Here is a 14137-nt window from a genome sequence, read left to right as displayed (position 1 = left end):
CACGATGACCTATTCTATCTCGGCGCGCTGTCCGGAGACCGGCGCATTCGGCATCGCCATCACGTCGTCCAGTATCGCGGTGCCGGCGCGCTGCGCGTGGGTCGGACCTCTGGGCCTCGTCGTGTCGCAGAATGTGACCGACCCGGCGCTCGGCCCGACCGGACTTGCGCTGCTGCGTCAGGGCCTCGGTGCCGCTGCCGTCCTCAACAGCCTCACGCTCGGCACACCGCAGCCAGCATGGCGACAGGTCGGCGTGATCGATCGTTACGGTCAGGTGGCTTGGCATTCCGGCGCTCAGGCATTGGCCACGACGGCAATTGCCGAAGGCGCTGGCTGCCTCGCGCTTGGCAATCTGCTCGCCGACGACAAGGTGCCCGGCACGATGATCGCGCGGTTCGAGGCGACCGCTGGCCAGCCACTGGCGGAGCGGTTGATGTCGGCGCTCGAAGCCGGCCTCGATGCCGGCGGTGAGACTGACGACGAGCATGCCGCGGGCCTGCATGTCGCTCACCTCTTCGACTGGCCGGTCGTCGACCTGCGTGTCGACTGGCACGACGCGCCGATCGGTGAGTTGCGCGCGTTGTGGGAGCGCTATCGGCCGCAGCAGAAAGACTATGTCGCACGCGCGAAGAATCCGGGCGCGGCGCCGTCGTTCTAGACGCAGACGCCTCACGGCGCCTCGCCCGGCGGAAACGCCACGATGTCGTCGGAGCCGATCGACAATCCGATCTCGGCTCCGACCGGACAGGACGACAGCGCCGCAATACCCGGCGACCGCAGCAAAATATGATCGCGCGCGCTACCCGGCGCGTTGATATAGAGATCGACATGGCCGCCCTGGAACACCTGCGTCATCACAGTGCCAGGCAGCGATCCCGATGCCCCTCGCGACGTCACGGAAAGATGTTCCGGCCGTACGAAGACGTCCACGGAACCGCCAATCGATACTTCAGCAATGGATGCTGCAGGAACGCTCGCGCGCACATCACCAATCGAGACCACCGCTGCGTCGCCGCTCCGCTCGACGAGCCGACCGTTGAGAACGTTGGCATCACCGACGAAGGACGCGACGAAGCGATCGGCGGGACGACGATAGATATCATCAGGCGCGGCGATCTGGCGGATGCGTCCGGCCGACATCACCGCGATGCGATCCGACATCGACAGCGCCTCGCCCTGGTCATGGGTAACAAAGATCGTGGTGACGCCGAGCTCGCGCTGAATCTGCTTGAGCTCGACCTGCATGGAACCACGCAGATTCTTGTCGAGCGCCGAGAACGGCTCATCCAGCAGCAGCACCTTCGGCCTGATCACGAGCGCACGCGCGAGCGCAACACGTTGCTGCTGACCACCCGACAACTGCCGGGGCTTGCGGTCTGAGAAACCGGAGAGCTTGACCAGCGCCAGCGCCTCGTCGACACGGCGCGCCATCTCATTCTTGTCGACGCCGCGGGTCCTCAGTCCATAAGCGACGTTCTTCGCGACGCTCATATGCGGAAACAACGCATAATTCTGAAACACGATGCCGATCTCTCGCATGTGCGGAGGCGTTTCGGTGACCAGGGCACCTTCAATAAAGATCTCGCCACCATCCGCTTCGAGAAAGCCCGCAACAAGATTGAGCAGCGTGGTCTTTCCGCAACCCGACGGTCCCAGCAAGGTCATGAACTCGCTCGACCCGATCTTCAGCCAGGCTTCGTGCAGCGCGATGGAATCGCCGAAGCGCTTGGTGACGCCGTCGAGCTGCACGGCCGGACGGCCTTTGTCGCTTCCGGCGACTGACGTGTTCGCAGCCATCTGATTAGTGCGCATCAACATTCAGGATTTTTCCGAGGCCCAGGAAGGAATTGGCGATCGTGAGCAAGGTCGCGGTCACGACGATGTAGATGACCGACAGGGCGGCCAGTGTGGGATCCGCGAATTCGCGGACGTAATTGTACATGGCGACCGGCAGCGTCTGCGTGGCCTGGCTGCTGACGAACAGAGTCGCCGTGAATTCGTTGAAGGATAGAATTGCTGCGAATAGCCAGCCGCTCAGCAAGCCCGGAATCAAAAGCGGGATCGTCACGGTGAACAGGATCCGCAGCGGCGTGGCACCAAGGCTGGACGCCGCCAGTTCGAGCCGGCTGTCGAGATTCTCCAGCGAGATGTAAGTGCTGCGCATCACGAAAGGCAGCACCATGACCACATGGGCGAAGATGACGAGTGGAAAGCCGCGCCCGACATTGGTCTGCGAGGCGAGGATGAGAACGCCGAGGCCGATTGTGTAGTGCGGGATGATCAGCGGCGACAGCAAAATGCCTTCGAGAAGATTCCTGAGCGCGAATTTGTAGCGGTGAATGGCGAAGGCGAAGGCCGAGCCGACCACCAGCGCAATGCTCGACGCCCACACCGTCACCGTCAGGCCGTTCCAGAAGCCCTTGGCGAAATCGGCATAAGAGAACGCGCGCCAGAACCAGCGCAGCGACCATGATTGCGGAGGAAACGCCAGGATCGCACGGTCGTTGAAGGCCGAAATCGCCACCACGATGCCCGGCAGCAGCACGAACAGGAGAACGGCGGCGACGAGGATGCGTCCCGACCATCGAAGCAGCAGGGTGCCGGGAGATCGCTTCATGTCGTGCCCGCCATACGTTCGAGTGGGCTCGCCGCCTTCTTCAGCAAGGTGATCACGGCCAGCGACAATGCGAGGCCAATGATGGAGAGACTCGCGGCAAAGGGGAAATTGAAGGACGAGAAGCCGAGCTGATAGATCAGCGTCGACACCGTACTGACACGCCCGCCGCCGATCAGCTGCGGCGTCGCGAAAGCACTGAACGTCCATGCGAAGGCCGTGGAGAAGCCGGCGACGATTCCGGGCATCGACAGCGGCAGGGTAATGGTGAGGAAAACGCGGACCGGACCGGCGCCGAGACTTTCGGCGGCCTTCTCGTAGTTGCGGTCGATATGAGAGAGCGCTGCGGCCAGCATGATCACCATGATCGGCATGGTCACATGCACCAGCGCAGCGACCACGCCGCCAGCGGTGAACATCATCTGCACCGGACGATCCAGCAGACCGAGCTTGAGCAGCAGCGTATTCAGAAAGCCGTTGTTGCCGAGCACGATCATCCAAGAATAGGTCCGCACTACCTCGCCGAGAAACAGCGGCGTGACCGACACGATCAGAATAAGGGAGCGCAGCGCCGAGCTATTGGTGCGCACCAGCGCATAAGCCAGCGGATAGGCCAGGATCAGCGTGAACACCGCCGTCTCGAAACACAGCAACACTGTATTCCAGAATGCCAAAGCATAGAGCGGCCGCAGCATGGCCGCGAAATTCTGCCACGTGAACCCACCGACTTCGAGCGAGCCGGGAATATAGGCCCGGACGCTATATTGAAAGACGGCCAGCATCGCCGCGACCAGGGCCACAGCGACGAGGCCGGCCGGCGAAACGAACCAACCCAGAAACGGACGTGTGTTCATGGACAAACTCGACGTGGGCAAACACAAAGCGATGGACCGCGATCCGGCGGTATCAGCCGGATCGCGACCAGGACCATGTTATGGCGCCATGATGTTCTCGGTGAACCACTTGCGCCAGGTACCGGTCTTTTCGGCGCGCAGCTTGGCGTCGATCAACAGGGTCTGTTTCGCCCACTGATCCGGCGTGGAGAAGACGCCGGTCAAAGAGGCGATCTCGGGCTTGAGCTTGGCATTGTCGACCACCGGGCTGCCCTTCTTCAGTTCGGCGATCTTGGCCTGAACTTCCGGATCGAGGGCGATGTTCATGAACTTGTAGGCCAGCTCCGCCTTAGTCGAACCCTTGGTGATGGCCATGGTGTCGACACCGAGCACCGCGCCCTCCTTCGGGATCACGAGCTTGATCGGCACGCCCTGGTTCTGCATGTAATAGGCATTCATCGACAGCACGACCTGGACTGGCGTCTCACCGGTGGCGAACAGCTGCTGGCTGTTGGCGTCATTGGTGTAGAATGCCTTGTAGTTCGGCTTCAGCGCCTTCATCTTGGCTTCGCCGACTTCCCAATTCGCAGCATCACCGCCCGACAGCTTGGCCGCAACGACCATCACATGACTCGGGTCGAAATCGGGCGACGAGATCATGCCCTTGAGCGCGGGATTCCACAGGCCTTCCCAGCTGTCGAAGCTGACGCCCTTGGGTAGCCGGTCAGGCAAATAGCCGATGGTGTAGACATAGGCCCAGGCGCCGATGTGGTACGGGCTGATCCTGGCCTGCTCGACCAAATGGCTGGCATTCGGAATCTTCGCCATGTCGAGCTTCTCGAACAGATTGTCGTTGGCATAGAGCCAGCCGACATGGGCCGTCGTGAAGGTGACGTCGCTCTCGGGCTTGGCTGCGGCGAGCTTGGCCTGATTCAGCCGGTCGATCGTGCCGCCGGTGATGTATTCGACCTTGACCCCGGTCTCGGCGGTAAACTTCTTCGCGATCGCCTCATCGATCAGATCGCGGAAACTTCCACCCCAGGTGCTGACGACCAGCTTCTCCTGGGCGGATGCCTGCGCGCCGATCGCGAGCGTCGACAGCAACATCAATGCAGTAAACTTCAAGGCGCGCTTCATCTCGGGACCCTCACAAGAATTATGACCCCGAGAGAAAAGCAAACACCATGCCAAGCGAGCGAATTCGGCAATATTTTCAAGTATTTCCAGCGCAAAAGACTCCGTTGACCTTTCATTCGAAAGATCTGATTTCAGAATGATCGTAGCTATACTTCCGCGTCGAAGATCGACACAGTGCTACGTCGGAATTTCCGCGATGATGTCGATTTCCATCATGTATTCGGGCTTGGCGAGTCCCTGAACGATAATTCCGGTCGAAACCGGGTAGACGCCCTTCAACCACTTGCCGACAACCCGGTAGACCGGCTCGCGATAGGCGCGATCGGTGATGTAGATGACGATCTTCACCACGTCCTGCAGACTCGAACCTGCCTCTTCAAGCAGCACCTTGGCGCAAAACATGGCATTCTCAGTCTGCGCAGCGGCATCGCCGATGCCGACGATCTTGCCGTCGAGATCCATCGCCGTCTGGCCACGCACATAAACGGTGTTGTTGGCACGCACCACCATGCAGACATCGTTGTCGAGGCTCTGCTCGGGATAGGCGTCTTTGGTATTGAACTTGCGGAAACGCTGATGGGTCATGAACCAAATCCTCAGGCGGCAGCGAGACGACGGAATGTGCGATCGCAGAAGAGCAAGGGCAGCGCGGCTTGTTTGCGGACATTCAGCACCTCGCCGGTGACGATGCGATGCGAGCCGAAATCGAACAGGCTGGCCACGCGGCAATCGAAATTGCACAACGCACCATCGAGCGCTGGCGCTCCGGTGAGCAGTTCTGACCATTCGCCGGCGAGAAAGCGGTTGTCGCGCAATTCGGGGATCAGCCCGGCGAAGCTGCTGGCGACACGCTCCTGCGCATCGGACAGAACATTGGCGACGAACACGCCATTGGCAAGCAGCAGAGCGAGGCTGCGATTGTCGCGGTGAACGCTGAACACCACCGACGGCGGCTCCATCGATAGCGAGCACAACGACGAGACCGTGACACCGGCCCGGCCGGCCTCACCATCCGTCGTCACCACCGCGACGCCCGACGCGGTCGTCCGCATCGCGTCGCGAAATTCATCGACGGCGACGACGTCGTGAGACGCACGGCTCACGATTGTCCCCCGTTGATACGGTCCGACAGACCCGCCGACTTCTTCACGAAGTCGAGCGGTCCGGCGAAGTCGAAGCTGTTGTAGACGGCCGCCAGATGATTGAAGTGCGGCGCCTGCGCGAACTGCACGAAGGTCAGGCGGTGGCCGGCATAGTCGGAGTTCAGCAGATCGCGCGCGAAAGCGAGCAGCTTGCGGCGATCGTCGGCCTGCCACTGCTCATTGAGCGAATAGAACTTGTTCAGCCACTTACCGCTACCCTCGGCCTCAAACGCATCGGCATTCGGCGTGATGCAGATCTGGCCGCCGCACAGCTCGCGGGCGACGTGCATCATCGCCGGAAGCTGCGAACAGGCAAATACGCGGCCGGCATAGAGCATCGATTGCTGCGGCATCAGAAGACCGCCGGGGCTCTTCTCCGCCATAGCGATCGAGGCGGTGAGATGCGCGTTGATGCCTTCGCGATAGCAAACGAGATCGGCGAGCTTCTCACGCACCGATTGCAGTTTGTCCAGACCGGTCTGCTTGGCGTTCCACATCGCCGCGCCGATCATCATGTCGGCCGTGTAGAGCAACCGCAGCACATAGGGGAATGCCGAATAACGGTGCAGTGTCGAGCGCACAAACTGCGCCGCACGGGTATGACGATAGAAGAATACATCCTCCCACGGGATCAGAACGTCGTCGAAGACAACCAGCGCCTCGACTTCGTCGAAGCGGTTGGCGAGCGGATAATCCTTGGCGCTGCTGCGATTGGCGAAGCCAGAGCGGCAAATATGCTTGACGCCCGGCGCGCCCATCTTGACGATGCAGCCCACCGCGTAGTCGGACAGCTTTTCATTCGCCCAGGCACCGACGGTCGGCTTCAGATAGGCCTGATCGGCATAGGCGGCCGCGGTTTCGTATTTCGCGCCGCGAATGATGATGCCCGCATCGGTCTCGCGGGCAACGTGAACCATAAGGTCGGGATCCTGCTGCTGCGGCGGCAGCGAGCGATCGCCCTTCGGGTCGGTATTGGCCGAGACGTGGAAGACGTCCTTCTCGATCACGGCGCGGATATGCCGGTCGATATTGGCGGCGAAGCGCGGATCAATCTCGGCCAGCACGTCGCGCCCGTCGGTGAGCGACCACATCTCGCCGATCGTCTCGTCGCCCACGCGGGTGACGACGCCACCGATATCCTTCATCACATGGTCGACAGCCTTGATCTTGTCGTGCCAGTCCTTCTGTTCCGTCGGCGGCCGGTAGAAGATCGAATGCTTCTCATTGCCTTCGACATAGGTCAGATCGCCGCTGTAGCGCTCTTCATGCGCCATATCGTACATGCGGGCCTTGATATCGATGATCGGCTTCAGCGCGGGATGAGTGGTCACATCGTTGACGCGATCGCCATCGACCCAGACCTCGCGACCATCGCGAATGCCCTGTTTGTACTCTTCACCCGTGCGGATCATTGATCGGCTCCTGTTCGACTGGACGACAAGGTGCCGGAGGGCCTATCATAAGAAAAATATTTTTATGTTTGGAGATGCATAGGAAAATGCGATGAAGTTCTCGCTCCGGGCGCTACGCTACGTTGTTGAGACAGCCGACGCGGGCAGCGTGACGGAGGCGGCCAAGCGCCTGAACGTCTCTCAGCCCTCGATCTCCGCCGCGGTGAGCCAGATGGAGGCGGAACTCGGTATCCAGATATTCGTCCGTCACCTCGCGAAGGGTGTGACGCTCTCACCGGCAGGCCAGCGGCTGGTGAATGACGCGAGGCTGCTGCTCAACCATGCTCGCGATTTTGCCCAAAGCGCTCAATCGCTTGGCAGTACCCTGCATGGCGAGATCGTGGTCGGCAGCTTCCTGACGCTTGCGACGCGCTTCATGCCTGGGCTGCTGGCCGGCTTTCGCGTGTGCCAGCCAGGCATCTCGGTGAAACTGGAGGAAGGCGACCAGCAGGAGATCATCGACGGCTTGATCTCTGGGCGGACGGAATTGGCGCTGTCCTATTCCTTTGCCGTCCCCGATGAAATCATCGGCGAAAAGTTCTGCGAATTGCCGCCTTATATCGTCCTGTCGGCCAGTCATCCTTTGGCGACCCGGTCTTCGATCAGCCTGACCGAAATGCGCGACGAACCGTTCATCCTGCTGGATCTGCCGCATTCGCGCGATTACTTCTCCAGCCTGTTCACGGCATCGGGCATCGAACCGCGCATCTCGTTCCGGACCCGGTCATTCGAATTGATCCGCGGACTGATCGGGCACGGCCAAGGATATTCGATCCATAACGCCGTTCCGCGCACCACTATCGGCTATGATGGCAGCCGCGTCGCGGTGGTGCCCATCACCGAGAAACTGCCGCCGACGCATGTCATGGCGCTCCGCCTGAAGCGTCATGCGCTGCGGCCGGCGGTGCAGACATTTGCCGACTACGCGCGCGAGGCCTTTGCCGTTGGCGGCCAGTTCGCGCCGGGCTCAATAGCCCCGTCGGGGATCGACGCGGCTTAGCAGCTCCTGGCCGGCCCGAAGCCGGCGCACATTCTCGCCGATCTGCCGCGCCGCTGACCGCGGCAGCGCCACCGATGCCAGATGCGGCGTCACCAGAACATTGTCCATCGCCCACAAAGGACTCTCCGGTGACAATGGTTCGGAGGCAAAGACGTCCAGCGTCGCTTCCGCGATATGAGCCGAACGAAGCGCTTCGATCAAAGCCGGCTCATCGACGATGTTGCCGCGCGACACATTGATGAAGACGGCGCCCGGCTTCATCTGCGCTAGCCGTTCGGCATCGAGAAGGCCGCGGGTCTGCGGCGTCTGGGGCAGCATGCAGACCAGGATGTCGCTATCGCCCAGAATGTCCGGCAATGCGGACAGGCCGGCAGAGGTCTCGATGCCATCCACCGACTTCAGCGTGTTGGACCAGCCGCGCACCCGATAACCCTGCCGCGCGCATTCCAACGCCGCCGTCAGCCCGAGCTCACCGAGACCAAGCACGCCGACCTTGATGGTCTCAGGATCGCGCGGATGAATATAGCGCCAACGACGCTCACGTTGAGCGCGCTCGAAGGCCGGGATATCGCGCGCATGACGCGTCACCGCGAATAGCACATAGCCGGCCATCATCCGCGCCATCTTCGGATCGGACAGGCGGGTGATCGGCACATCCGGCAGATCATCGCGTCCGACCAGCGCATCCACGCCGGCGCCGAGATTGACCACGAGCCCGAGATTTGGGTAACGGGCGAAAAAGCCATGCGGCGGCTTCCACACCAGCGCCTGCCTGACCTTGAGGGGATTTGCGATGTCGTCTGCCTGGCGCAGATCGATACCCTCTGCGGCAAGCGCATCACGCCACGTCTCGAAGTCATCGAAGGCGCTGTAGAACGCCATGACCTCCGATGTCATTGGGCCGCCTTTTCGGCGATCAGGCGCGACACCGCCGTCAATGCCAGTTCATAGCCAAGCGCGCCGAACCCTGCGATCACGCCCGTCGCCGCTCGCGAAACATAGGAGTGATGACGAAACGGCTCGCGCTTCCAGATATTGCTCATATGCGCCTCGATGATCGGGCCCTCGAAAGCGAGCAAGGCATCGAGGATCGGGACGGAGGAATAAGTCAGCCCGGCAGCATTGATGACGATGCCCTCCGCCTTCTCCCTCGCCTCCTGGATCCAGTCCACCAAAACGCCCTCGTGATTGGACTGACGGAAATCGACGGTCAGGCCAAGTGATGCCGCGTGATCTTCACAGCGCTTCTTGATGGAGACGAAACTCTCCCGGCCATAGGTGCCGCTCTTATCGAGCCCGTAGAGATTCGCATTGGGACCATTCAGGAAATAAACGATGGCAGAGGTCATAACCGCGCTTTCTTAGCTGTCGCAGGGAAATCAGGCATCGCTCGGGGCAAACATGACGCCGCCCCCCCCCCCGCGCGAGCAAAAGCTTAGAGAGCCTTTCTTCGCAGCAGAAATCAAAAGAAACTATGCGCTTCGACGGATTTCAGTATGGCACAAGGATTGATCTTCTTCGCAGAGACCAACTGACGGCGAAGCCGTCACCAAACACCAATATCGCCGCGGAGAAGCACGAGACGACCAATCGAAGGCGATCAGCCGTAAACAGCCAAGTGGACCGCACGATTTGCAGCCGGAAACGCTCGCAGCCCCGAGCCGCCAGCTTTGGTTCGCCTCCGGCTAGTGCATTGGGGCGTGCTTGACGGAATCCTTGATCCCGCGCCAGACCTTCGCGCACCAATTGCTGACATTTTGAATCAGGACTTTCTTCAAATCCAACTCCAGCTATAACTTTGTTGTCATCTGTCAGAAGCAAGAGTTGGGCCAGCGGCCAAGCGACTTGATCGCCGCCGATGAAGCGCGGCATGCTTTCATTCGGGAACCGAAAGCGCCGCCTCGATCTCGACCCTTCGTGCGCGGCGTTCCGCCCGGAGCCGGTCCCTTGCTATGTTCTCCGCGATACGCGCCAGAAAGGCTGATGGGCTCTGGATCTGGCCGGGATCGCTGTCGCGATGAAGATGCAGCCAGGTCTCATGCAAGGCTTCTTCCGCGAAATCCTCAGACCCCAACTGGCGCGTCAGCCGTGCTCTGAGATCCGGCCATAAACAGCGGGTCAACTCGGGCGACCGTTGTAGGGCGCCCGGGGGCGCGGGTGCAGGCACGATCACGAACGCGCCGGCACCGGTTTGAATCGCAATCAGTCCCGTCCCGGACAACAGCGTCGCCAAAGCCACATCGGGAGTGAGGTTGGCGTCGACAGTCCGCTGACCGCCGGCCTGTTGTGAGGTCAGTGGCTCAGCCACTGCCGGTGCTACCGCGGTCGCAACTGCTGCGGCATGGTGTCGAGGTTGAGAGGGGTCACTTTCCAGCGCGATGCATCGTCATATTCGAAGTCGGTCGTGACCTCGCCCGTATCGCGGCGGATCTGCATCAGCGCTGATTTCCATTGCCGGCCAGTCGGTTGACGCATGACGTTATTGAGCTCGCGAAACTTCCGGTTGACCGAGAGGTCCCCCGGGTCTCCCGGCTCGGCCCGGCCGTCGGCGTCATAGCGGTAGCTGCTGACCTGAACGGACGCCTCGTCGACGATCGCCACCACCGAGATGCCGGCCCAATCGCGCGACTCCTTGGTTTCGCTTTGCGCGACCATGCCGGCGATCTCGTGCAACAGCGCGTCTGCCTGCCTTTGGTCCACCATGGCCAACCTCATCTTTCGTCCCGAAGGCGCGCGCGCATCGCCGCGGCAAGCTGGCGCCCGCCCGCACCGGCCTCGCTCTCGAATCCCCTGTAACGCTGACCCTGCTCGTTGTCGAACAGCGTCTGGTTCCGGTAGACTACGCGGCCGGTTCGAGGATTGACCACTTCATAGCGGATGGCAACCTCGGAAGGACGCGCCCCGGCCCATGCCAGTCCGCCATTTGCGCCTGCGCTGCCGACCTCGACCGTGCCGCGCACTTCGCCGCCGGCCTCGATCCATTGACGCATCTCGGTTTCGAACTGGTTGTAGACGTGTTGATTGAACTCTGAGTTCTGCGGGAACAGATTGATCAATCCCTGATCGTGCATGAACTGGAAGCCGATCATGTGGCCACCGTCATCCCGCTTCGGGAATTCGCCGGTGCGGCCGCCTTCCTTGCCCACGTTCGACGTCAGCTCATTCTCCTCGGCCGGCCGTTCTTTCTTGGGCGGTATCTCGCGAAGATGGAATCGAACCCTGACGGTCTCATGCCGCTCGTTCACCGTCCAAGTGGCCTCGTTGCGGCCAAGACTCCGAGAGGTCTCGCCGATGTGAAGGGCCTGCCGTTCGGCTGCAGTGTCCCGCTCGACGCGAGGCGTGCTTCGGGCGTCGATCGTTGCCCGCGCGGGATCGCGCACGAAAGAGGCGACCTCCTCAGACAATTCGTCGATGTGCCGCGCATCGATCGCGTCCGCCTGGGCCAGCTCGGTACACCGAGCCGCCGTCAATTGCGGATCGGCGCGTTCGCTGGCGCGCGATTGCATTCGCTCGCGGAGCTTGGCGATATCGAGGCGCGCGGCCCAGCCGACCGTGCCGGGAGGCGGCTCGCCATGCTCGGTGAACAAGGATCGAAGCTGGCCTTCGAGGGTCAGGCTGCGCTGGATGTTCTGCGCGGTCCGGACGTGAAGGTCGATGTCCTCTGCACTGGCCTGCAATCCATGCCGGATGCGCAGCGCCGCGCCAGTGGCCGGATCGTAGTCGATGCTGACAGCGTTGCCCGGCAAAGCCGGATCCGGCGTCACCGGAGGGGCAAGATCGCGCAACAGATTGTCGCGGATGCGAACGGGGTTATAGATGTCGCCCGGCCGCATTCCGCCGCGGGCACCGACGGCGGTGGCTGTCGCCCAGAAGCCCATGGAGAGCAGCGCCTCGACGCGATCGCCCGCGGACATCCGTGACCAGTTGCGCGAGAGGTCGACACCCTGATTGGCGATGGCGGCACTGTCGAGGAAAGCCGCGCCGGCCTGCACGTAACCATGCGCGGAGGCTTCGAGCGGCGCGATGGCACGGCCGGCCCGCCCAAGCTGGGCGAGCCGCGCCGCGCTGCCGAACGCGCCCACCGATGCGGCGCTGGCGCCGAGATTGAGCCAGAGGCCGCGCGCCTCCTCATCATGGATGGGATCGAGCGACTGACCGTGCCGGGCCCGATCGAGCAGCGCATCGCCGCTGCGATAGGCTCCCCAGGCGCCCGCTCCGACCGCCACGCCGGCGGCGCCAGCCACGATCGGTGTCGCAAGTCCTCCCGATCCCACAATCAGCACGCCACCCGCGACGATGCCGCCGACCAAGGCTGCCTTGTCGACAAACTCTGTGATGTGCTCGCCGAGCGTATCGACGGTGCGGGGCGTATTGCCGTGGCCGAGCGCGACCCGGCCATCGGCACTAGTCCGCAGATGGCCGTCGGCGGGATAGGTCACGCTTCCACTCGGCAACTGGTTGTTCGTACGCCAATCCTCGAAACTGTCGTAACGGCGGCCGATATTGTCCACGAAGCGTTCTTGACCTGCGGGCTCGAGCACGCGAAACAGCGGAAGCTGCACCGGACCGGTCTCGTTGCTGGAGTAGGTGATCGGCAGCACCGTCACTTGCGCATTGCCGTCGGCGGCAATCGCGCAGATCTGATCGGCCACCGCGCGCACCGCCTCGCCGTCCTCGCCGCTTGCATAGAACGAATGCTCGCCGCGGGCGGCAGCCGCCTGCAGCTCTGTGAAATCGGCCCCCGGCGCCACGCTCGGGCGCAGGCCCATGGCATAGCCGACCGTGTTGTCGAGATCGCTGCCGCGCAGCGCCAGCGGCGCATCGCCGCGCGTGGCGAGATAGCGGCCGGCGCTCTCTTGCGCAAACGGCGCAACGATCGCGGGAGCCGTCCAGGGATCGTCCACCTCGCCGAGGCTTTGTCCCGTGATCGCGCTATCGGTTCTGATCGCGGCGAGCGCACCAACACGCGCCTCAAGCGGCACATTCCGGTCCGTGATCCCAAGCAATTCGCGTCCCTGCCGCGTGTCGAGAATGCCGGCGAGACGCTCGCGCTCTTGCGCCTGACGATTGCTATCGCCGGGGTACCATTCCCGCGCCAGCGCTCCCGCCATCATTTGGCGCAGCGCCGGGCGGGACGCGTAGTCAAAGGAGGAGGTGCCGGCGAACGCATTCTGCACGAAGGCGCTGGTCGCATCGCTCATCGGCGCGTCGCCGAGCGATTCCAGCACCTGGCTCATGGCGCTGCCGCCATAGCCAAGGATCGGATTTTGCCGGTCGCCGGCGAGCGCCCGCGCAAAGCTGCCGGCATCGCGAGGATCAAGCGCGGAGATCACCGATCGCAGGACATCCTGTCCGCCACCGGGCGGCTCGGACAGAGCCGTCACCGCGGCCATGGCGATCGATGAAGCCGCAGCGCCCTGCTGCCAGGTTTCGTCCACGCCACCGGCCACGCGCGCAGCGCGCCACAGCTCGGCCGCCCTGATCGCCAGCCGCTCGCCCACCACGCCCCGCAACTGTGGCGCATCATCGAGCGAACGGCTGAGCTGCACGGTGCCGCAAATCCCCTCGCCGCGACCGGCGGTCCAGCGATCGAGCACGCGGTCCAGGAGAAACCGCTGCTCCTCCGCGTTCAGTGGCCCAAGCTCGCTCTGACCGCGCAGCGCGTCCTTGACCTTGTCGACGCCCGACGTGCCGCCGATTCCGAAAAAGTCTCCGCTGCGATCCGATCTTTTCTCGACCCAGTCGCTGATCCCTTTGCGGCGATCCTGATTGGGCTGCGCAGGCCCGCGCGCGGATGCGGCAAGCTCCGCCTGCAGCGCGAGCTGGGCCGTCATCGCATTGTCGAAGACGCGCTGCGAACGGTTGCCATCTTCGGCGCGCCAGGCGGAGCCTGTGGCATCCGGCGTGACGCGAGATGACGGCGTGGCAGGCGTCGGCGCAGCCATGAGCAACTCCTTTCG

15 protein-coding genes are annotated in these 14137 nt (G+C 62.7%); 2 read left to right on the top strand and 13 right to left on the bottom strand.

The genetic code is table 11. The features are described from left to right. Positions 1-4: 4 nt before the first annotated feature. Positions 5-658: a DUF1028 domain-containing protein gene (locus tag OZ411_RS03905; protein ID WP_282526896.1), complete on the top strand. Its 654-nt coding sequence runs from the start codon at positions 5-7 to the stop codon at positions 656-658. 11 nt (positions 659-669) lie between these two features. On the opposite strand, the gene OZ411_RS03900 is transcribed toward OZ411_RS03905, so the two are convergent. The 7 genes from OZ411_RS03900 to OZ411_RS03870 all read right to left on the bottom strand — a co-directional run bounded on the left by OZ411_RS03900 (position 670) and on the right by OZ411_RS03870 (position 7138). Beyond that, positions 670-1818 (bottom strand): ABC transporter ATP-binding protein, encoded by a 1149-nt coding sequence (locus tag OZ411_RS03900; protein WP_282526895.1) that lies wholly within the window; start codon positions 1816-1818, stop codon positions 670-672. After that, on the bottom strand, positions 1802-2617 hold the full coding sequence (locus OZ411_RS03895) for an ABC transporter permease (protein ID WP_282526894.1): 816 nt from the start codon (positions 2615-2617) through the stop codon (positions 1802-1804). The genes OZ411_RS03900 and OZ411_RS03895 overlap by 17 nt, the downstream gene beginning before the upstream one ends. Beyond that, complete coding sequence (locus OZ411_RS03890; protein WP_282526893.1) at positions 2614-3468, bottom strand: ABC transporter permease; 855 nt, start codon at positions 3466-3468, stop codon at positions 2614-2616. Before OZ411_RS03890 ends, OZ411_RS03895 begins: the two co-directional genes overlap by 4 nt. A 78-nt stretch (positions 3469-3546) precedes the next feature. Beyond that, entirely contained in the window at positions 3547-4572 is a 1026-nt protein-coding gene (locus tag OZ411_RS03885) for an ABC transporter substrate-binding protein (protein ID WP_282526892.1), read from the bottom strand. Positions 4573-4761: 189 nt separating this feature from the next. Beyond that, positions 4762-5169, bottom strand: a complete 408-nt coding sequence (locus OZ411_RS03880) for a RidA family protein (protein WP_282526891.1) — start codon at positions 5167-5169, stop codon at positions 4762-4764. An 11-nt stretch (positions 5170-5180) separates the two neighbouring features. Continuing rightward, on the bottom strand, positions 5181-5687 hold the full coding sequence (locus OZ411_RS03875) for a flavin reductase family protein (protein WP_282526890.1): 507 nt from the start codon (positions 5685-5687) through the stop codon (positions 5181-5183). Next, positions 5684-7138, bottom strand: a complete 1455-nt coding sequence (locus OZ411_RS03870; RefSeq protein ID WP_282526889.1) for a 4-hydroxyphenylacetate 3-hydroxylase family protein — start codon at positions 7136-7138, stop codon at positions 5684-5686. The genes OZ411_RS03875 and OZ411_RS03870 overlap by 4 nt, the downstream gene beginning before the upstream one ends. Before the next feature lie 91 nt (positions 7139-7229). Between OZ411_RS03870 and OZ411_RS03865 the strand changes: the two genes are divergently transcribed. Then, positions 7230-8177 carry a LysR family transcriptional regulator gene (locus OZ411_RS03865; protein WP_130578103.1) on the top strand — a complete coding sequence of 316 codons (948 nt, stop codon included), beginning with the start codon at positions 7230-7232 and terminating at the stop codon, positions 8175-8177. Here the strand turns inward: OZ411_RS03865 and OZ411_RS03860 are convergent. From OZ411_RS03860 to OZ411_RS03835, 6 genes are all read right to left on the bottom strand, one after another. Continuing rightward, on the bottom strand, positions 8145-9074 hold the full coding sequence (locus OZ411_RS03860; protein ID WP_282526888.1) for a glyoxylate/hydroxypyruvate reductase A: 930 nt from the start codon (positions 9072-9074) through the stop codon (positions 8145-8147). The two genes, OZ411_RS03865 and OZ411_RS03860, sit on opposite strands and share 33 nt — an antisense overlap. Continuing rightward, positions 9071-9526 carry a type II 3-dehydroquinate dehydratase gene (locus OZ411_RS03855; protein ID WP_282526887.1) on the bottom strand — a complete coding sequence of 152 codons (456 nt, stop codon included), beginning with the start codon at positions 9524-9526 and terminating at the stop codon, positions 9071-9073. The genes OZ411_RS03860 and OZ411_RS03855 overlap by 4 nt, the downstream gene beginning before the upstream one ends. Positions 9527-9668: 142 nt before the next feature. Further along, the gene (locus OZ411_RS03850; protein ID WP_282526886.1) at positions 9669-10049 is read right to left on the bottom strand and encodes a hypothetical protein; all 381 of its coding nucleotides are present in this window, start codon (positions 10047-10049) and stop codon (positions 9669-9671) included. 4 nt (positions 10050-10053) lie between these two features. Beyond that, complete coding sequence (locus OZ411_RS03845) at positions 10054-10410, bottom strand: sigma factor (protein ID WP_282526885.1); 357 nt, start codon at positions 10408-10410, stop codon at positions 10054-10056. Between the two features lie 83 nt (positions 10411-10493). Then, positions 10494-10886, bottom strand: coding sequence for a hypothetical protein (locus OZ411_RS03840; RefSeq protein WP_282526884.1), 393 nt, complete (start codon positions 10884-10886; stop codon positions 10494-10496). Positions 10887-10888: 2 nt separating this feature from the next. Further along, positions 10889-14122 carry a DUF4781 domain-containing protein gene (locus OZ411_RS03835; protein ID WP_282526883.1) on the bottom strand — a complete coding sequence of 1078 codons (3234 nt, stop codon included), beginning with the start codon at positions 14120-14122 and terminating at the stop codon, positions 10889-10891. Between the last annotated feature and the right edge of the window lie 15 nt (positions 14123-14137).

It is taken from the genome of Bradyrhizobium sp. Arg237L (assembly GCF_029990105.1).
Lineage (GTDB): Bacteria > Pseudomonadota > Alphaproteobacteria > Rhizobiales > Xanthobacteraceae > Bradyrhizobium.
This window is presented reverse-complemented; position numbering and strand designations above follow the sequence as displayed.

Excerpts from the sequence above, each read along its gene's own strand:
- OZ411_RS03905 (WP_282526896.1), top strand. The coding sequence starts at position 5 with ATGACCTATTCTATCTCGGCGCGCTGTCCGGAGACCGGCGCATTCGGC.
- OZ411_RS03900 (WP_282526895.1), bottom strand. The coding sequence starts at position 1,818 with ATGTTGATGCGCACTAATCAGATGGCTGCGAACACGTCAGTCGCCGGA.
- OZ411_RS03895 (WP_282526894.1), bottom strand. The coding sequence starts at position 2,617 with ATGAAGCGATCTCCCGGCACCCTGCTGCTTCGATGGTCGGGACGCATC.
- OZ411_RS03890 (WP_282526893.1), bottom strand. The coding sequence starts at position 3,468 with ATGAACACACGTCCGTTTCTGGGTTGGTTCGTTTCGCCGGCCGGCCTC.
- OZ411_RS03880 (WP_282526891.1), bottom strand. The coding sequence starts at position 5,169 with ATGACCCATCAGCGTTTCCGCAAGTTCAATACCAAAGACGCCTATCCC.
- OZ411_RS03870 (WP_282526889.1), bottom strand. The coding sequence starts at position 7,138 with ATGATCCGCACGGGTGAAGAGTACAAACAGGGCATTCGCGATGGTCGC.
- OZ411_RS03865 (WP_130578103.1), top strand. The coding sequence starts at position 7,230 with ATGAAGTTCTCGCTCCGGGCGCTACGCTACGTTGTTGAGACAGCCGAC.
- OZ411_RS03860 (WP_282526888.1), bottom strand. The coding sequence starts at position 9,074 with ATGACATCGGAGGTCATGGCGTTCTACAGCGCCTTCGATGACTTCGAG.
- OZ411_RS03855 (WP_282526887.1), bottom strand. The coding sequence starts at position 9,526 with ATGACCTCTGCCATCGTTTATTTCCTGAATGGTCCCAATGCGAATCTC.
- OZ411_RS03850 (WP_282526886.1), bottom strand. The coding sequence starts at position 10,049 with ATGCCGCGCTTCATCGGCGGCGATCAAGTCGCTTGGCCGCTGGCCCAA.
- OZ411_RS03835 (WP_282526883.1), bottom strand. The coding sequence starts at position 14,122 with ATGGCTGCGCCGACGCCTGCCACGCCGTCATCTCGCGTCACGCCGGAT.